18 protein-coding genes are annotated in these 16,710 nt (G+C 71.1%); 6 read left to right on the top strand and 12 right to left on the bottom strand.

Features of this window, described 5'->3' with window-relative positions:
- Position 1: 1 nt before the first annotated feature.
- Positions 2-1,333, bottom strand: coding sequence for an aminotransferase class I/II-fold pyridoxal phosphate-dependent enzyme (locus tag BEK98_RS00925; protein ID WP_094214379.1), 1,332 nt, complete (start codon positions 1,331-1,333; stop codon positions 2-4).
- Positions 1,334-1,368: 35 nt separating this feature from the next.
- On the opposite strand from BEK98_RS00925, the gene BEK98_RS00920 reads away from it, so the two are divergent.
- Positions 1,369-2,052: a pyridoxamine 5'-phosphate oxidase family protein gene (locus BEK98_RS00920; RefSeq protein WP_094214378.1), complete on the top strand. Its 684-nt coding sequence runs from the start codon at positions 1,369-1,371 to the stop codon at positions 2,050-2,052.
- 9 nt (positions 2,053-2,061) lie between these two features.
- Here the strand turns inward: BEK98_RS00920 and BEK98_RS00915 are convergent, their stop codons facing one another.
- From BEK98_RS00915 to BEK98_RS00905, 3 genes are all read right to left on the bottom strand, one after another.
- The gene (locus BEK98_RS00915) at positions 2,062-3,000 is read right to left on the bottom strand and encodes a DMT family transporter (protein WP_094214377.1); all 939 of its coding nucleotides are present in this window, start codon (positions 2,998-3,000) and stop codon (positions 2,062-2,064) included.
- Between the two features lie 191 nt (positions 3,001-3,191).
- Complete coding sequence (locus BEK98_RS00910) at positions 3,192-4,205, bottom strand: EamA family transporter (protein ID WP_094214376.1); 1,014 nt, start codon at positions 4,203-4,205, stop codon at positions 3,192-3,194.
- A gap of 94 nt (positions 4,206-4,299) precedes the next feature.
- Positions 4,300-4,881 carry a Clp protease N-terminal domain-containing protein gene (locus tag BEK98_RS00905; RefSeq protein WP_425276575.1) on the bottom strand — a complete coding sequence of 194 codons (582 nt, stop codon included), beginning with the start codon at positions 4,879-4,881 and terminating at the stop codon, positions 4,300-4,302.
- 237 nt (positions 4,882-5,118) lie between these two features.
- On the opposite strand from BEK98_RS00905, the gene BEK98_RS00900 reads away from it, so the two are divergent.
- A complete protein-coding gene (locus tag BEK98_RS00900; protein ID WP_094214375.1) occupies positions 5,119-5,547 on the top strand; it encodes a type II toxin-antitoxin system Rv0910 family toxin in 429 nt (142 codons plus the stop codon).
- An 89-nt stretch (positions 5,548-5,636) separates the two neighbouring features.
- Here the strand turns inward: BEK98_RS00900 and BEK98_RS00895 are convergent, their stop codons facing one another.
- The gene (locus tag BEK98_RS00895; RefSeq protein ID WP_094214374.1) at positions 5,637-6,272 is read right to left on the bottom strand and encodes a PadR family transcriptional regulator; all 636 of its coding nucleotides are present in this window, start codon (positions 6,270-6,272) and stop codon (positions 5,637-5,639) included.
- A gap of 134 nt (positions 6,273-6,406) precedes the next feature.
- A complete protein-coding gene (locus BEK98_RS00890; protein WP_094214373.1) occupies positions 6,407-6,772 on the bottom strand; it encodes a MerR family transcriptional regulator in 366 nt (121 codons plus the stop codon).
- A 94-nt stretch (positions 6,773-6,866) separates the two neighbouring features.
- On the opposite strand from BEK98_RS00890, the gene BEK98_RS00885 reads away from it, so the two are divergent.
- Together BEK98_RS00885 and BEK98_RS00880 are read left to right on the top strand one after the other, a co-directional pair.
- Complete coding sequence (locus BEK98_RS00885) at positions 6,867-7,313, top strand: hypothetical protein (RefSeq protein WP_094214372.1); 447 nt, start codon at positions 6,867-6,869, stop codon at positions 7,311-7,313.
- A gap of 44 nt (positions 7,314-7,357) precedes the next feature.
- Positions 7,358-8,194, top strand: coding sequence for a PhzF family phenazine biosynthesis protein (locus BEK98_RS00880; protein ID WP_094214371.1), 837 nt, complete (start codon positions 7,358-7,360; stop codon positions 8,192-8,194).
- Here BEK98_RS00880 and BEK98_RS00875 read toward each other — a convergent pair.
- Together BEK98_RS00875 and BEK98_RS00870 are read right to left on the bottom strand one after the other, a co-directional pair.
- Positions 8,191-8,991, bottom strand: coding sequence for a CPBP family intramembrane glutamic endopeptidase (locus BEK98_RS00875; protein WP_094214370.1), 801 nt, complete (start codon positions 8,989-8,991; stop codon positions 8,191-8,193). The genes BEK98_RS00880 and BEK98_RS00875 overlap by 4 nt on opposite strands.
- A gap of 95 nt (positions 8,992-9,086) precedes the next feature.
- On the bottom strand, positions 9,087-10,604 hold the full coding sequence (locus BEK98_RS00870) for a glutamate-cysteine ligase family protein (RefSeq protein WP_094214369.1): 1,518 nt from the start codon (positions 10,602-10,604) through the stop codon (positions 9,087-9,089).
- A 572-nt stretch (positions 10,605-11,176) separates the two neighbouring features.
- Here BEK98_RS00870 and BEK98_RS00865 point away from each other — a divergent pair.
- Together BEK98_RS00865 and BEK98_RS00860 are read left to right on the top strand one after the other, a co-directional pair.
- Positions 11,177-11,761 carry a hypothetical protein gene (locus tag BEK98_RS00865; protein ID WP_094214368.1) on the top strand — a complete coding sequence of 195 codons (585 nt, stop codon included), beginning with the start codon at positions 11,177-11,179 and terminating at the stop codon, positions 11,759-11,761.
- Positions 11,762-12,126: 365 nt separating this feature from the next.
- Positions 12,127-12,333, top strand: coding sequence for a DUF5999 family protein (locus BEK98_RS00860; protein ID WP_094214367.1), 207 nt, complete (start codon positions 12,127-12,129; stop codon positions 12,331-12,333).
- A gap of 118 nt (positions 12,334-12,451) precedes the next feature.
- Here BEK98_RS00860 and BEK98_RS00855 read toward each other — a convergent pair whose 3' ends face one another.
- From BEK98_RS00855 to BEK98_RS00840, 4 genes are read right to left on the bottom strand one after another with little or no spacing between them, the layout of a single operon-like run.
- Positions 12,452-13,501, bottom strand: a complete 1,050-nt coding sequence (locus tag BEK98_RS00855) for an endo-1,4-beta-xylanase (protein ID WP_094214366.1) — start codon at positions 13,499-13,501, stop codon at positions 12,452-12,454.
- A gap of 41 nt (positions 13,502-13,542) precedes the next feature.
- The gene (locus tag BEK98_RS00850) at positions 13,543-14,307 is read right to left on the bottom strand and encodes a carbohydrate ABC transporter permease (RefSeq protein WP_244201699.1); all 765 of its coding nucleotides are present in this window, start codon (positions 14,305-14,307) and stop codon (positions 13,543-13,545) included.
- Between the two features lie 59 nt (positions 14,308-14,366).
- A complete protein-coding gene (locus BEK98_RS00845) occupies positions 14,367-15,365 on the bottom strand; it encodes a carbohydrate ABC transporter permease (protein ID WP_094214365.1) in 999 nt (332 codons plus the stop codon).
- A 6-nt stretch (positions 15,366-15,371) separates the two neighbouring features.
- Positions 15,372-16,667, bottom strand: a complete 1,296-nt coding sequence (locus BEK98_RS00840) for an extracellular solute-binding protein (RefSeq protein ID WP_094214405.1) — start codon at positions 16,665-16,667, stop codon at positions 15,372-15,374.
- Positions 16,668-16,710: the final 43 nt, after the last annotated feature.

The raw sequence follows: 16,710 nt of genomic DNA, 5'->3' as shown, positions 1-16,710 counted from the left end.
GCTACACATAAGTTCGCACCGGTGTCGGGCCCATTGCCGCCGCTACTGCATCCGCCAGCTCACCGGTCTCCTCCCTCGTCAGCGTCGAGATCGTGATGCGGATGCCCGGTGGGGCGTTCAGGCGGAACCTGGCCCCCGGAGACACCGCCCAGCCCGCGTGCAGCAGGCGGGCCACCGCGCCCGTCTCGTCGGGGACCGGTACCCAGACGTTCATGCCGCTGCGGCCGTACGCCGTCACGCCGCGCGCGGCCAGCGCCTCGATCAGGGCGTCCCGGCGGGCGCCGTACGAGGCCGCCACCTCGCGCGGGTCCACCGCGCCGTCGCTCCACAGCCGCACGACGGCCCGCTGAACGAGCCGGCTCACCCACCCGGGGCCCAGCCGCTGCCGCCCACGCACCCGGTCGAGGGTGACCGCGTCCCCGGTGAACGCGGCCAGTCGCAGATCCGGGCCCCAGGCCTTGGCGACGGAGCGGACGAAGACCCAGTGGTGGGTGACCCCGGCGAGCGGGTGCAGCGGCACGTCGACGATGCCGTGGCCGTGGTCGTCCTCGATCAACAGCGTCTCGGGGTACTCCCGGAGCAGTGACCGCAGTGCACGCGCGCGTGGGGCGGTGAGCGCGGCGCCGGTGGGGTTCTGCGCCCGGTCCGTGACGATCAGCGCCCGCACCCCGGACTCCAGGGCACGCCGGACGTCGTCGGGGCGTGGTCCTTCGTCGTCGACGCCGACGGGCACCGTGCGCAGACCGAGCGCCGGGACCAGATCGAGCGCGCTGCCCCACCCCGGGTCCTCCACCCCCACCTGGTCGCCCGGCTTGAGGTGCGCCGTGAGGACCCGCTCGACGGCGTCCAGGGAGCCGGAGGCCACGGCGATGGGGCCGTCGGGCACTCCGTCGGCGTCCAGGGCGGCGCGGGCGAGGCGCGCCAGCTCCGGCTCCACCGGGTCGTGCCCGTACAGCACGGGTTCCCGGTCGCTCAGCGCGGCGGCCGCCGCGAACGCCTCCGCCAGGCTTGGCAGCAGCGCGGTGTCCGGGTTGCCGTCGGCCATGTCCCGCACACCCTCGGGCACGGCCACCCGGATCTTCTCGCGCCCCGTCGTCGCCGGCTTCGGCCGGATCCGGCTGCCCCGGCGGCCGGCGGTCTCGATCACCCCGCGCTCACGCAGGGTGCGATAGGCGGCCGCGACCGTGTTCGGGTTCACCCCGAGCCGGGTCGCCAACTCCCGCATGGGAGGCAGCGGTTGGCCCGGTTCCAGCTCACCGGCGCCGACCGCGCGCTCGACACTGGCCGCGATCTCAGCTGCGCCGTGCCCCTGAATCGGATACTCTCCTAGCACAAAGCCAATTATGCACTAGTGCAATGGAGAACGCCATGCAGGGGACCCAGGAGACTCCGCCGAAGCCCGTCTCGTACACCCCGACCGACCGCACCGTGCCGACGCGATCCGCGCAGAAGGCGTCGTACTACAAGGACGTGGTGCACGCGATACTCGACGAGGGCTACGTCTGCCACCTCGGCTTCGTCCGTGACGGTGCCCCGGTGGTGCTGCCCACGCTGTACGGCCGGGTCGGCGAGCGGCTCTATGTGCACGGGTCCACCGGTTCGCGCCCGTTGCGGATGACCGGCGAGGCGGACCCCGGCCTCGCGGTCTGCCTCACGGTCACGCATGTCGACGGGCTGGTGCTGGCCCGCTCCGCCTTCCACCACTCGATCAACTACCGCTCCGTGGTGGTGCACGGCGTCGCGCACGAGGTCACCGACTCCGAGGAGCGGCGGCTGGCCCTGGACGCGCTGGTGGACCAGGTCGTGCCGGGCCGGTCCGCCGACTCCCGGCCCGCGAACAAGAAGGAGCTGGCCGCCACCGCGGTCATCCGCCTCGACCTCGACGAGGTCTCGGCCAAGATCCGCACCGGCGGCGCGAACGACGACCCCGAGGACCTCGCCCTGACGCACTGGGCCGGGGTCGTCCCGCTCCGCAAGGGCTACGACACCCCGCTCGACAACGCCGACCTGGCGCCCGGCATCGAGGTCCCGGAGTACGTGGCGGCGCTGTGACCCGAGGGGTCACACGGGGACCGGTTCCCGGCGGTCGCGGGCCTCGGTGAGCGCCAGGCCCGCGACCGCGCCGAGCAGCAGCAGGGTGCCGGTCACCGTGGCCGCCGTGACCGGCTCGCCGAGCAGGACCACGGCGAGCACGGCCGCGGTCACCGGCTCCAGCAGCATGATCACGGAGACGGTGGCGGACCGTACGACGGCGGCTCCCGCGAAGTACAGGGCGTAGGCGAGGGCGGTCGGGACGGACGCGATGTACGCGAGGAGCACCAGCAGCCGTACGGGGTGGTCGGTGTGCGGGAACAGCCCCTCACCCAGGGCGAACGGCAGCAGGCACAGGGCGGTGACCCCGAAGGCCCCGATGGTGGTGCCGGAGGCGTCGGCTCCCGTGTCGCGCCCCCACCACCGGGTCAGCAGGGTCATCGCGCAGTAGCCGGCCGCCGACGCGAGGGCCCAGAGCACGCCCGGCGGCCGGACGGTCGCGGCCGAGCCGCCGAGGGTCAGCACGGCCAGCCCGGCCACGGCCCCGGTGACCGCGAGGACACCGCCCGCGCCCAGCCGCTCCCCCAGGGTGAGCCGGGCGCCGAGCGCGATGAGGACGGGCCCGGCGCCGAGGGTGACCACGGTGGCCACGGCGAGCCCGGTCGACTGGACGGCCGCGAAGTAGGCGGTCTGGAACACGGCGAGCCCGATACCGGTGGCGAGGGCCTTGCCGGCCCTGCGGCGCAGGGGCTCGGGCGTGGCCGGGCGGACCCGGGAGCGCAGCCGGCGGCCGGCCAGCAGCAGCACGAGTCCGGCGGCGCAGCGCCAGAACGAGAGGGCGAAGGGGCCCATGTCCCCGGTCCGGTAGACCAGGGAGGCGGCGGCGCCCACGGTGCCCCAGATGGCACCGGTGACGATCAGATAGAGCAGGCCACGCCCGACGGGCAGGCCGGAGACAGCGTTCGACACGAGGTTTCTCCGCAGAAGCGCACAGAGGTGCGGAAGTTCGGAAAGCGGCCCGCCTCGGCGGGGCGTACGGACTTCGTCTGCGGGCAGCACCGTCCCGCCCGGCGCTACGCGCGGGGCGTGTTCTTCCCGGAGGCCCGCCTCAGGCGGCCGGGGGCGGAAGGACGAGCGTGCTCACGTGCATGATCGGCACCCTAGGCAGTCGTACCCGGGGCGGACAACTCCCTTTCCGCGCCGCCCGTGGCCACCGGCTCGGCGGAGCCCTTGGCCGGCGTCGAGGACTGGGCGATGAACGCGCCGAGGAGGACGACGGCGCCGCCGAGGATCTGCGGCGCCGAGAGGTGCTCGCCCAGCAGCACCCAGGCCAGGACGGTCGCGACGACCGCCTCCAGGCAGGCGACGACGCCCGCGACCTGCGGGGACAGTCGCCGTACGGACAGCACGCCGGTGATGTACGCGACCACCGTGGCGACCAGGACGATCCAGCCGAGCAGGGCGAAGGCCGGGACGGCGGTGCCGTTCATGTCGGCGGAGCCGGCCAGCACCGACCAGTCCATGCTCCAGGGACGGGCCACGACGGTCAGTACGACGGCACCCACGAGCAGGCCGTACGCGATGACGCCGAGCGGGTTCGGCGCCTGCTCGCCCGCCTCACTGCCCTGGTCGGCCAGGACGAAGTAGCCCACCTGGCAGCAGGCGGCACCGAGCGCGAACAGCAGGCCGAGCGCGTCGAGGCTCAGCCCCGACCACACCTCCACCACGCAGGCGAGTCCGCCCGCCGCGAGCACCACACCGAGCGCGGCGGCGCGCGACACCGGCCGCCGCTGCACGAACCGCACCCAGCCGAGCACCAGCGCGGGGGCCAGGTACTCGATGAGCAGCGCCACTCCGACGGGTATCCGGGAGAGCGCGGCGAAGTAGCAGGCCTGGGCACCGGCCACGGCGAGCAGTCCGAACCCGGCGAGCAGCGCGGGACGGCGGAGCACCAGGGCGCGGTGCCGCACCGCGAACGGCAGCATCACCAGGGCCGCGCCCGCGACCCGCAGCCACACCACGTGGAGCGGGTCGAGTCCCGCCTCGATCAGCGGCTTGGCGGCGGGACCGGCCCCGCCGAAGGTCAGCGCCGATGCGAGCGCGAGACCGAGCCCGACGCCCTTGCCGCGGCTGATCTGCCCGCCCTGACTGCTCTCAGACGTATGCACCGGCACATGATGACAGGCGATGACATGAGCGTCATCCCTGTTGACACCTGTCTCAGGAGATGGAATGCGGGGGGGCCGGCCGGGGCACCGGAACCCTGCTTCAGCAGGCCGCGCCGCCCTCCTCGGCGTACTCCGCCGCGCGGGCCTCGACACGGGCGCGCAGGTCACAGGCGGGGATGCCGGCACGTTCCAGGACCTCGACGGCCCGGGACTGCGGGTCCACCACCAGCGCGGCCAGCAGGTCGGTGCCGCCCGCGCGGGTCTCGCCACGCCTCCGGGCGCGCCGGCGGGCCTCCTCCATGGCGGCGGCCGCGACGGGCGACCAGCCTCCGGCCTCCTTGGGTTCACCGCCGTACGGGGCGGGGTCCGGTACGACCGCGATGGCGCCGGAGTCCTCCACACCGCTCTGCCAGCGCAGCCCGTAACCGATGCTGCGCTGCACGAGATAGCCGAGCAGCCGGGCGAGCTGCGGGGCTTCGCCGACGGTGGCGCGGACCTCGGGGTCGGACTCGAGAAGGGAGTGGAGCAGATGGGCGGTGTCGATCTGCCGGTCCCCGTCCCGCAGGGCCCTGCGGCGGGCACCGGCGACCACCGCCACCAGCTCGGCACTGAGCCCGGCGTCGTCGTCCATGGGCAGGCCGCCCTGGTCGTGGGCGGGCTGACGGGCTGTACGGTGTTGCACGACCCCTACCCCATCAGCCCCAACGGGCCGAGTCATCCTCGAGGGGGTCCATCTTCGTGTCCCGCAGAGAGTGGACATCACCGGCCGGAATCTCATCCTTACGGAGGAGATCAGGCCGTTCTCCGGCCGAGGCACGCACCCGGGGAACACAATTCCTGACGGTTCATCAGTATTGAATGTTCGAGGCCCTGAGGCTACGTTCCGCGACACCGTAGCCCGACACGAAGGGGTGGTCGCATGGCCGAAGTCAGCGCCGAGGCACGCATCCAGGCACCGGCCGAGAAGGTATGGACCCAGCTCACCGACTGGTCGGCGTACGGCGAGTGGAACGCGACCCACACCAGCTTCCCCCAGGGCGGGCCCGAGACCCTGGCGGTGGGCGGGACGTTCCAGGAGAACATGAAGCTGATGGGCTTCCCGGCGGAGGTCGACTGGACCATCGAGGAGCTGGAACCGGCGCGGGTGTTCGCCATCCGCGGCAAGGGCCCGATGGCCGTGACCGTGGCCACCCGCTACACGCTGACCCCTGACGGCGACGCCACGACGGTCCGCATCGACGGCGAGTTCACCGGCGCCGCGGTGTCGCTGATGGCGGGCAAGCTCAAGGACTCGGCGACGGCCGCCCTGAACGAGTCACTGCGCAAACTGGGCGGCCTGGTGGCCTGACCACCTCGAACTCACCCCCCACACACAGACACGGACACGGGAAGGCGCCCCGCGGAGTCCCCACGGGGCGCCTTCCGTCGCCGTGGACCTCAGTCCTCGTCGGCGAGGATGAGGTACAGCTTCTTGCGGGCGTCGTTGACGACGGCCAGCGCCTTCTCGCGCTGCTCCTTGGTGCCGGTGTTCCAGACCTGCCCGAAGGCCTGCATCAGACCGAAGCCGGCCTGCCGGATCTCCGTGAGGGCCTCCCAGTCGACCCCGCGAGAGGCTTCCTCCCAGGGAGCGTCCGGACCTTCCTCGGCGGCGCTGCGACCGCTCTCGGTCAGGGAGAACAGCTTCTTGCCGCCCTCACTCTCGCTGGCGATCAGGCCCTCGTCCTCCAGCAGCTGGAGGGTGGGGTAGACCGAGCCGGGGCTGGGCTTCCACGCTCCGCCGCTGCGCTCGGCGATCTCCTGGATCATCTCGTAGCCGTGCATGGGCCGGTCCTTGAGCAGGGCCAGGATCGAGGCGCGCACGTCACCGCGCCGCGCCCTTCCCCTCAGGCCGCCACGTCCTCGCGGCCCCCAGGGCCCCGGTCCGAAGCCGGGCCCGCCGGGCCCGAAGCCGGGACCACCCGGCCCGAACGGCCCGAAGGCACCCCGGCGCCCTTCGAATCCACCGACCCCGCCCCAGCCGCGCCGACCCGGGCCGTCCTGACGATGTCCACGCTCGAATCCGTGGGTACGCATAGCGATCACTCCATTCCATCGTTGATCAGTCACGTATCACTCGCGTTCCTTACGCGATGCCTCAACGATATATCGGAACTGTTCGCATGACAACGCCCTTGATATGAGCGCGCTGGATGGCTGTACCGGCTGGGTCAGGCATCCGTCCCGGTTGCCCGCAGCGGGCAACCGGTGCCGACGCGGGCGGTGAGATCCGCGCGGAGGGCCGTGAGTTCGGCCATGCGGGCGTCGATGATGCGGATCTTGTCGGCGAGGAGGGCGGACAGTGCCTCGGCGCTGTCCGGGGCGTGGCGCAGGTCAGCGCCGTGCCGGGCGATCTCCGCCAGCGTGAAGCCGAGGGTCTGTGCGGTGCGGACGTAGTGCAGCCAGGTCAGCGTCTCGGGCGGGAAGTCGCGGTAGCCGTTGGAGAGTCGGCGGCCCTCGATCAGCCCGATCCGCTCGTAGAAGCGAACGGTGTCCTTGGACAGGCCCGCCTGTGCGGCCAGTTCTCCGATGCGCATGACTCCCCCACCGCTCCCCGGACTTGACCTTGGAGCGTACTCCGCTGTTTAGCGTGAGCCGCGTCGGAGCCGAACCCCGCCCGAGGAGCCCTTCATGAGTCTTTCCCCCATCCCCTCCCGTCCTTCCTATCTGCGCCTGGTACGGGCGAGCGGCTGGTACGACCTGCTCGTCACCGCCGGTTTCGCCACGCCGTGGACGTACGCGCTGGTGCACGACCTGCTGACGGCGGCGGGTGACGCGGCCGGGCTGGGTGCCTTCCCCGCGCTCGACCCGATGCAGACCCTCTACGCCAACCTGATGGGCTCGGTCGTGGTCGTCTGGTCCGTCCTGCGGGTCGTACGACCGCTGCCGCTGCACGGCCTGCTGGACGGGGTCGCGCGCACGCTCTTCGCCCTGTGGCAGGCGTACGCACTGGCGCACGGCGGTCCGCAGGTGCTGTGGCCGTTCCTCGTCGTGGAGGTGGCGTTCGGCGTCGGCCAGCTCGCCCCGTGGGTCACGGCCGGCCGCGCCACCTGGGCGAATTCGGTCCAGAGTTCGTGAATTGGCCTTGGTCCGCGGCTTCCCGCAGCCCTAGCGTCGGGCCCATGCGCATCCGAATCGTCGACGCCTTCACCGACCGCCCCTTCGCCGGCAATCCGGCCGGAGTCCTGATCCTGGACGACGTCTTCCCGGCCGACGACCGGCTCCAGAACGTGGCCCTGGAGGTCAACCACGCCGAGACGGCGTTCGCGCACCGGCTGCCCGAGGGCGGCCCGGCGGACTGGGCGCTGCGCTGGTTCACGCCCGTCACCGAGGTCGCGATGTGCGGGCACGCCACGCTCGCCACCGCCCATGTCCTGTTCAGCACCGGTGCCCACGAGGGACCGGCGCGGTTCGCCACCCGCAGCGGGGTGCTCATCGCCACGCCGGGTGCGGACGGCTCGATCACCCTGGACTTCCCGACCGCCCCGCTCACCCCGGTCGAGATCCCGGCCGGGCTCGCCAAGGCGCTGGGCGCCGAACCGCTCGATGCCCTCGACACCGGCCCCGACGTCGGCGACCTTCTGGTGGAGCTGGCCGACGAGGGCACGGTCCGCGCGCTCGCCCCCGACCACCGGGCCCTCGCGGCCCACTCCCCGCGCGGCGTCATCGCCACCGCCCGCGCCGAGGATCCGTCGCTCGGCTACGACTATGTCTCCCGCTGCTTCTTCCCGAACCTGGGCATCGACGAGGACCCGGTCACCGGCAGCGCCCACACCTCGCTCGCCCCGTACTGGTCCGCCCGCCTGGGCCGCGACGACCTCACCGGCCTGCAGGCCTCCCGCCGCACCGGCCTGGTCCGCACCGGCCTGCGCGGCGACCGCACCCTGCTCACCGGCCACGCGGTCACGGTGATCGACGGCGAGCTGCTCGGCCAGGTGACTTCAGAAGACACCCCCTAGGCCGTGGGCAGCCAGCCCACCTTGCCCGCGAGCAGGGCGTAGCCGACGAAGGCGCCGATGTCGAGCAGGGAGTGCGCGACGACCAGCGGGCCGACCCGGCCCCAGCGGCGGTAGAGCCAGACGAAGACGACGCCCATGACCATGTTGCCGAGGAAGCCGCCGATGCCCTGGTAGAGGTGGTACGAGCCGCGCAGGACCGCGCTGGCCACCAGGGCGGTCCCCGGGGTCCAGCCCAACTGCCCCAGTCTGCGCAGCAGATAGCCGACCACGATGACCTCTTCGAGGATCGCGTTCTGCAGGGCGGACAGGACCAGCACCGGGTACTTCCACCACACGTCGGGCAGCGCCTCGGGCACCACGGTGAGGTTGAAGCCGAGGCCGCGGGCGGCCAGGTAGAAGGCGATGCCGGTGCTTCCGATCACGGCCGCGACGCCCGCGCCCCGGCCGAGGTCGGGCCAGGGGCGGGTGCGGTCGAAGCCGAGCGTGCGCAGGCTCTCGCCCTCACGCAGCAGCAGATGGGCGACCAGGGCCACGGGGACCAGGGCGCTGGCGATGCCGAAGAGCTGCCAGGCGAGGTCGAGCCAGGGGCGGCCGGGCGCGGCCGAGGCGTTGAGGGTGGCCGCCTGCTCCTTGAGCCCGCCCGGTTTGGTGACCGACCCGACGAAGCTGATCAGTGCGGACACCCCGCTCGCCCCGAGCGAGAGCCCGAGGACGAGCAGCGTCTCGTCCCGGAAGATCCGCCGCGAGAACCGCTCCCGCGGGTACGACTCGGCCACCGGGTCAGCCTCCACGTGCACTCCTGCCTTCGGTCCGGTCATGCGAGGTCACAGCATGCCGGATCGACATTCGGAGCGCTTGCCCGGGCGGGGCTTCCCGCGTGGACCGGCGGCCCTCAGCCGAGGGGCGCGGGTTCGCGAAGCCCCACCGGCCAGGTGTGCACCGGCTCCCCGGCGTGCATCAGCTCGGCATAGCGCCGGGTCGTCGCGGCGAGGGCCGCCTCACGGCCGAGGCCCTGCTCCAGGGCCCGGTGGAAGGTCGCCGCCTGCCAGGACGCCCCGTTGACCCGGCGCCGGCACCGCTCCTCGATGACGCCCAGGTAGAGGTCCCGGTCGGCGGCCTCCACGCCCCACGCGTCCAGTCCCGCCGAGGCCAGCGGCAGCAGCTCGTCACGGACCAGGGTGACCGCGTCGACCTCGCCGGTGCCGCCATAGCGTCCCCGGCGCGGCCAGACGAAGCGCGCGTCGATGCCGTACCGGCACGCCGCGTCGAAGTTGGCCTCGGCCGCCGCGAAGGGCAGCCGGGTCCACAGCGGCCGGGACTCCTCGGCGAGGGCACGCACCAGGCCGTAGTAGAAGGCCGCGTTGGCGATCACGTCGATGACGGTCGGTCCGGCCGGCAGCACCCGGTTCTCCACGCGCAGGTGCGGAACGCCGTTCGCGATGTCGTAGACGGGCCGGTTCCAGCGGTAGACCGTGCCGTTGTGCAGGACGAGTTCGGCGAGCCGGGGCACGCCGCCGGCGTCCAGGACCTCCAGCGGCTCCTCGGCGTCGCAGATCGGCAGCAGGGGCGGGAAGAAGCGCAGGTTCTCCTCCCACAGGTCGTACGCGGAGGAGATCCAGCGTTCGCCGAACCAGATGCGCGGCCGCACCCCCTGGGCCTGGAGTTCCGGCGGGCGGGTATCGGTGGCCTGCAGGAACAGCGGCACCCGGGACTCTCGCCACAGCTCGTGCCCGAACAGGAAGGGCGAGTTGGCGCCGACGGCGATCTGCGCGGCCGACGCCACCTGCGCCGCGTTCCACACGTCGGCGAAGCGGCCCGGAGTGACCTGGAGGTGCAGCTGGACGGAGGTGCACGCGGCCTCGGGGGCGATGGACTTGGAGGTGCGGGTCAGGTGCTCCACACCCTCGATGTCGAGGACGAAGTCCTCGCCGCGGGCGGCCACGATCTGTTCGTTGAGCAGGGTGTAACGGTCCGCCTCGGAGAGGTTGGCGGAGACCACGTCGTCGGGTTCGAGCGTGGGCAGAATGCCGATCATCACGATTCCGGCGTCCACCTCGCCGGCCTTCCGGTCGGCATACGCGAGGGAGGTGCGCAGTTCCTCGGCGAGCCGGTCGAATACCCGGCCGCCCAACCTGTGTGGGGCTATGTTGACTTCCAGATTGAACCTGGCGAGTTCTGTTTGGAAATCACGGCTGGCGATGCGCTCCAGCACCTGACCGTTCAACATTCTCGGCATGCCGTCGGGGCTGGTGAGATTCAGTTCGATCTCCACACCCATGAGGTTCTTCGGGCGGTCGAACCGCTTCTCGACCAGCAGCCGCTCCAGTCCCGCCAGACACTTTTGCAGCTTTTCGCGGTAGCGCTGGCGATCGGACAGGTCGAACTGCCCCGCCACGACCTTCTCCCCCATCGAAGTGTCCCTCCTCGGATGGGCGGGCCGCAGATCCGGCCGCCGGGGTCCCGGGTCAGGTGGGATGATGCCCAGCCGAAGCGATCGATAACGTCCCCTGCGGGCTCGGCACCCGCTACTCTTTCGGAATGTTCCCCGCGGCACATTCACGGGGCATGCCGCAGTACGCACCTTCGGGTACCCGGACGGCCTCGTGAAAAACGCCGACGACATTCGGCCGACCGCTGTGACGATGTATTCCGAGGTCAGCAGCGCGGTCCCGGACCGGAAATCTGGATGATTTACGCGTATCTCCGGCTGAATGACCCCTTGCCGAGTCAAGCGGAATCCGGTAGACGAAACATCGTCTGAACACGTGTCGTATAAACTTCGCGAACAAGGCCTAAGGTTGGTGCCCGCGGTCCCGGTTCCTGTCGTGATCCTGCCGTCGAACTGACGCGCGGCAGGCCTCAGCCGCACCCTCGTCCACCGATCCGGACCCCCCACCTCTCCAGGCCCACCCGTGAGCAGACAGCGTCGTCCGCCCCACCCTTCTCGCGCCGCCGCGCCTGTCGAACGAGAGGCGACCCACCATGCCGCTGCATGTGCCCCTTGCACCCGCGCCCGCCCTGCGCTCCGTCCTCACGGCCCTCGGTTCCCCCACCGCGGTCCGTGAGGCCCGAACTCCCTCCCTGCGCGCCGCGCAGGGCCCCGCGACGCCCGAACTGCCGCTTCCCGTGCACGTGCTGGACCGGATCACCGCGCAGGGCCTGTCCGCGACCCGGCTGGCCGGGTGGCGCTTCCTGATCCGCTGCGGCGACCGCGCGGTCGCCGCGGCCGACACCATGCTCACCCCGGACGGCTGGGCCTTCTCGCACTTCTTCGAAGGCCCCTACATAGCCTCCACCGAACGGGCTCTGCAGCAGGCCGAGGCGCTGCAGCAGCAGTACCAGCCGCGACTGCTGTCCGTGCCCGGCCTGTACATGCTCACCCTGTGGCTGCACGGCGAGGTCGCCGCGGAGCCCGCCGAGGGCCATCCGGCCGCCACCGACCTGCTGATCCCCCTGGCGCCGGCGCCGCCCGGCATATCCGCCCACCGGCCCTACCGGGTCTCCGAGTTGCTTCCCGTGCTGACCCTTCGGGCGACCCCCGTCCCACTGCTCGGCTCACCCGCCTGAACGACGCCCGCGTACCCCGCCGCCCGGAAGGGAAGCGGGGTACGACTGTTTTTGCCGGGATGCGAATACTTTTCCGGGGCTGCGGCGCCCCAGGGGAATAGAATGTGCTCGTACGAGCAATTACCCGCTCCGACGAGCCGGAAAAGGTTCTCTTCCGTCCGGACTAGCCCTATCCGGCCACCCGGAACCACCCAAAGGGACAGTGCAGTTGGACTGAACCGTCCGCGCGGGTGACGCGTCATGAACCTGTGAGAAGCGGTGCTGCGAAATCCCTGCGGAATGACGCCCAGAGGGCAACACTGGGTTCCGACCGACTATCACCACGGGGGACGAACATGACCACGAACGAGCGAGAGATCCCACCCATGTGCCAGCACCAGCCACCGTGTCCGCAAGCCGAGTCCGCCGACCGGGAGTCCGCCCGCCTCGTGGCGCACCACCCGGAGCAGGGATGGAGTCTGCTGTGCAACGGCGTCCTGCTCTTCGAGGACACCGGTGAGCTGCTGCCCGACGGCCGCGTCATCGCCCCGCACCGCCCGCTCGGTGCGGACCAGGTGATGACCGCCGCCTGAGCAGCGCCCCGGGCGGTCCGCCGCACCGCCCGGTGACCCAAGAGGGGCCGGCCGCACGCCCATGGTGCGCACCGGCCCCGACGTGTGTCCGGGGGTGGCTACGGTCCGTAGCCGAGCGCTATCGCAGCGCCTCCCGCAACGCGGTGTAGGCCGGCTTGGGGTTCAGCTGCTCGTCCCAGGGCAGGGCCGCGCCCTCGCCCGGGAAGAAGGCCGGGATCCAGGAGTACTTGTCGGTGTAGTCCCAGATCGTCACGCCGACGCAGCGACGCACGGCCAGGCAGGCCCCGGTCAGGTCCCGGTACCAGTCCGCCTGCTCGGCGAGCTTCTCCTCGGTCGCGGGCAGTTGCATGCGGACGTCGACCTCGGTGAGGGCGGTGTCGAGGCCGAGGCGGGAGAAGCGGCGCAGGTTGTCCTGCAGGGTGGTGGGATAGCCGTACTGGAGGGCCAGATGGGCCTGGAAGCCGATGCCGTCGAGCGGGACGCCCTGCGCCTTGAGGTCCTGGGCCAGCCGGTAGTAGGCGTCGCTCTTCGGGCCGACGGCCTCGATGTTGTAGTCGTTGAGGTAGAGCCTGGCGCGCGGATCGGCCTGGTGGGCCCAGCGCAGGGCGTCGGCGATGTAGCCGGGCCCGAGGGTCTTGTACCAGAGGGTCTCGCGGTAACTGCCGTCCTCGTTGAAGGCCTCGTTGACGACGTCCCAGGAGTAGACCTTGCCCCGGTAGTGCCGTACCTCCGTGGTGATGTGCTTCTTCAGCACGGCCCGCAGTTCGGTGGCCGTCCACTGCTTCGAGGTGAGCCAGTCGGGCAGCTGGCTGTGCCAGACCAGGGTGTGGGCGCGGACCTTCTGTTGGTTCTTCCGGGCGAGGTTCACGATCTGGTCGCCGTTGGTCCAGTCGAAGACGCCCTGCCGCGGCTCGGTGGCGTACCACTTCATTCCGTTGCCGGGCGTGATCATGTCGAACTCGCTGCCGAGGATCTTCGTGTAGGCGCTGTCGGTGAGTTCGGGATTGTCGGTGGCGCTGCCGAAGTACCGGCCGTGGCGCTGGGCGAGGTCGGCGAGGGTGGGCTGCCGTGCGTGGGCCTGGGCGGCGGGGCCGGTGGCGAGGCCGGCGGCCACCAGGACGGCTGCGAGGACGCCGGTCAGTCCGAGGCGCGTGCTGCTTTTGGGCATGGTGCGACTCCTGTCTCTCGAAAGGTGCTCGAAGCGTGTGCTCAGCCCTTCGTGGCACCCGCGGTGAGGCCGCCGACGAGCTGGCGCTCGGCGACCGAGTAGAAGGCGAGCGCGGGGACCATGGCGAGCACGAGGTAGGCGAAGACGCGGGCGTAGTCCGAGGAGTACTGGCCCTGGAACTGCTGGACGCCGATGGGCAGGGTCCACCACTTGGAGTCGGTGAACACGAGCAGCGGGAGAAAGAAGTTGTTCCAGCTGGTGACGACCGCGAGGACGGAGACGGTGCCGAGCGCGGGCCGAGCCATGGGCAGCAGCACCCGCCAGAAGAACCCGAAGGAGCTGCAGCCGTCGAGGGTGGCCGCCTCCTCCAGCTCGCCGGGGATGTCCCGGAAGAAGCCGCGCAGGATGATGATCGTCATCGGCAGTCCGAAGGCGGCCTGCGGGAGGATCACGCCCAGCGGATTGTCCAGCAGGTCCAGGTAGCGCAGCAGCAGGAACAGCGGCAGGGCGGCCACCGCGAAGGGGAACATCAGCCCCATCGTGAAGACGGTGAACAGCACTTCCCGCCCGCGGAAGGCGAACCGGGCGAAGGAGAAGGCCGCGAGCGCGGACACGGCGACCACCAGCACGGTCGTGCCCACCGCGATCAGCGTGCTGTTGCCGACCAGCCGCCAGAAGTCGCCCGAGCCGAGGATGCCGGTGTAGTTGCCGGTCAGCCAGTGCTCGGGCAGCCCGAACGGGTTGCTGGACAGCTCGTCGGTGGACTTGAAGCCGGAGAGGACGGCGTACACCAGGGGTACGACCATCACCGCGCCGACGGCCACGAGGATCACGTGCAGCGGCAGGGTGCGCACGCTCTTGCGGGTCACTTGCCGGCTCCCCTCATCGTCGTGGTGGCCCCTTCGAGGTCGCGGCGGAGCACGAACCGCTGGTAGGCGAGGGCGAAGACGAGGCAGATGCCGAACATGACCACGCTGATCGCGCTGGCGTAGCCGACCTGGTAGCGCTTGAAGCCGTACTGGAACATGGTCACGGCCATCGTCTCGGAGTGGTGGTCCGGGCCGCCCTGGGTGATCACCCAGACCAGGTCGAAGAGTTGGATCGCCCCGATGACGGACAGGAAGACGCTGATGCGCAGGGTGGGCGCGAGCAGCGGCAGGGTGACGTTGCGGAAGCGCTGCCAGGGATTGGCACCATCGATCAGCGCGGCCTCCGTCAACTCGGCCGGGATGGACTGGAGTCCGGCCAGGTAGAGCATCATGTGGAAGCCGAAGTACTTCCACGTCATGACCAGGAAGAGGGTCGCCATGACGTAGGAGGGATCGGCGAACCACTCCCCGCCCAGCCCGTCCAGGCCGATGCCGCCGAGGACGTGGTCGGCGAGTCCGTCGTCCGGGGCGAAGACCATGCCGAACAGCACGCCGGTGATGGCCTCGGACAGGACGTACGGCGCGAAGAACAGCATCCGGTACACGGCCCGTCCGCGCAGCCGCTGGTTGAGGGCCACGGCCATGGCGAGCGCGAACGGCAGTTGCAGGGCGAGGGACAGGACGACCAGGACCAGGCAGCGCCACAGGTCGCCCAGGAAGACCGGGTCCTGGAAGAGCCGGGTGAAGTTGTCCGCGCCCGTGTAGTCGGAGGGCATGCCGAAGCCGCCCCAGCGGAAGAAGGCGGCGTACAGCGCGAACAGCATCGGCAGCAGCACCAGCGCGATGAACAGCACCAGTGCGGGGACCTGGAAGCCGACCGCGGTGAGCCAGTTCAGGGTGCGCCGCCGGGCCCGCCCCCGGGCCGAGGCCACGGCCGGGGGCGGTGGGGCGACGTCGGGGCCCGACCGCTTGTCCGGGAGGAAGGTGGAGGTCATCGCCGGCTACTGCTCTTCCTTCGCGGTCTTGGTGATCGACTGCGCGACCTGCTCGGGGGACTTGGAGCCGGCGATGAGCGCGGCGACGCTGTCGTTGACCTCCTGGCCGACGGCGGGGGCGTACGCCTGGTCGAGGTAGAGCTGGAAGCCGGTGGCGCCCTTCAACTGCGCCTGTACGGCCTTGGTGTTGGGGTCGGAGATGGCGCTCTCGGCGGCCGGGACCACGGGCAGGACGCCCGTCTTCTTGACGAGTTCGACGTCGGTGCTCTCGGCGACGAAGAACTTCAGGAAGTCGACGGCCGCCTGTGGGGCGCCCTTGCGCAGGGCGTGCCCGCCGCCACCGCCGAACACCTCGGTGATGGCGCCCTTCCCGCCCTCGACCGCGGGGAACGGGAAGAAGCCGAGGTCCGAGCCGAGGCCCTTGCCGGCGTCGGCCTCCACGACCGGGGCCCACTGGCCCATGAGTTCCATGGCCGCCTTGCCGTTGCCGACGGCGGCGGCCTGTCCGGTGGGCGTGGAGTAGGCCGCCCCGAGGAACCCCTTCTGGAACGGCTGGAGCCCGACCAGGTCCTTGAGGTGCTGCCCGGCCTCGACGAACCCGGCCCCGGTGAAGTCCTTGGCGTCGTCGGCCTTCCGCAGGGCGTCGACGCCGGCGGTCCGCATCGCGAGGTAGGCCCAGTAGTACATGCCGGGCCACTTCTCCTTGCCGGCGAGGGCGAGGGGGGTGATGCCCTTGGCCTTCAGCTTGCGTACGGCGTCGAGGAAGCCGCTCCAGGTGGTCGGGGGCGCGGTGATGCCGGCCTGCTTGAAGAGCGCCTTGTTGTACCAGAAGCCGATCATGCCGATGTCGAACGGGATGCCGTACAGCTTGTTGTCGAGGAGGTACGGCTGCCTGGCCACCGGCAGGAGTCCGTCGGCCCAGGGCTTGGTGGGGTCACTGAGGTCCTCGACCAGACCCGCGTCGACCTGCTGCTTCAGCACGCCGCCGCCCCAGGTGTGGAAGATGTCCGGCAGCTTCCCGGAGGCGGTCAGTGCGGTCATCTTCGACTTGTAGGCGTCGTTCTCCAGCTGGACGATCTTCACCTTGACCTTGGGGTTCTGGGCCTCGAACTTCTTGGCGAGGCCGGCCCAGACGGTCTTGGTGGGCTCGGTGGTGGAGATGTTCCACCACTCGATGGTGGTCGTCCCCGAGGACGACCCTCCGTCCGAGTCGCCGCCGCAGCCGCTGAGTGCGGTCACACCGAGGCCGGCGGCGACGGAGGCCGCCAGGAAGCCGCGGCGGGACAGTGCAGGGTCGCCCATCATGCGCTCCTTCGAAACTTTCGGAGTTGCTTCGGAGAGGGTC

It is taken from the genome of Streptomyces diastatochromogenes, assembly GCF_002242805.1.
Classification (GTDB): domain Bacteria; phylum Actinomycetota; class Actinomycetes; order Streptomycetales; family Streptomycetaceae; genus Streptomyces; species Streptomyces diastatochromogenes.
The sequence above is the reverse complement of the archived record's forward strand: the minus strand, read 5'-3'. Positions and strand labels throughout refer to the sequence as shown.

What these genes read in the sequence shown, in the direction of transcription:
- BEK98_RS00920 (WP_094214378.1), top strand. Translation starts at nt 1,369, where the DNA reads ATGCAGGGGACCCAGGAGACTCCGCCGAAGCCCGTCTCGTACACCCCG.
- BEK98_RS00900 (WP_094214375.1), top strand. Translation starts at nt 5,119, where the DNA reads ATGGCCGAAGTCAGCGCCGAGGCACGCATCCAGGCACCGGCCGAGAAG.
- BEK98_RS00895 (WP_094214374.1), bottom strand. Translation starts at nt 6,272, where the DNA reads ATGCGTACCCACGGATTCGAGCGTGGACATCGTCAGGACGGCCCGGGT.
- BEK98_RS00890 (WP_094214373.1), bottom strand. Translation starts at nt 6,772, where the DNA reads ATGCGCATCGGAGAACTGGCCGCACAGGCGGGCCTGTCCAAGGACACC.
- BEK98_RS00885 (WP_094214372.1), top strand. Translation starts at nt 6,867, where the DNA reads ATGAGTCTTTCCCCCATCCCCTCCCGTCCTTCCTATCTGCGCCTGGTA.
- BEK98_RS00880 (WP_094214371.1), top strand. Translation starts at nt 7,358, where the DNA reads ATGCGCATCCGAATCGTCGACGCCTTCACCGACCGCCCCTTCGCCGGC.
- BEK98_RS00870 (WP_094214369.1), bottom strand. Translation starts at nt 10,604, where the DNA reads ATGGGGGAGAAGGTCGTGGCGGGGCAGTTCGACCTGTCCGATCGCCAG.
- BEK98_RS00865 (WP_094214368.1), top strand. Translation starts at nt 11,177, where the DNA reads ATGCCGCTGCATGTGCCCCTTGCACCCGCGCCCGCCCTGCGCTCCGTC.
- BEK98_RS00860 (WP_094214367.1), top strand. Translation starts at nt 12,127, where the DNA reads ATGTGCCAGCACCAGCCACCGTGTCCGCAAGCCGAGTCCGCCGACCGG.
- BEK98_RS00855 (WP_094214366.1), bottom strand. Translation starts at nt 13,501, where the DNA reads ATGCCCAAAAGCAGCACGCGCCTCGGACTGACCGGCGTCCTCGCAGCC.
- BEK98_RS00850 (WP_244201699.1), bottom strand. Translation starts at nt 14,307, where the DNA reads ATGGTCGTACCCCTGGTGTACGCCGTCCTCTCCGGCTTCAAGTCCACC.
- BEK98_RS00845 (WP_094214365.1), bottom strand. Translation starts at nt 15,365, where the DNA reads ATGACCTCCACCTTCCTCCCGGACAAGCGGTCGGGCCCCGACGTCGCC.
- BEK98_RS00840 (WP_094214405.1), bottom strand. Translation starts at nt 16,667, where the DNA reads ATGGGCGACCCTGCACTGTCCCGCCGCGGCTTCCTGGCGGCCTCCGTC.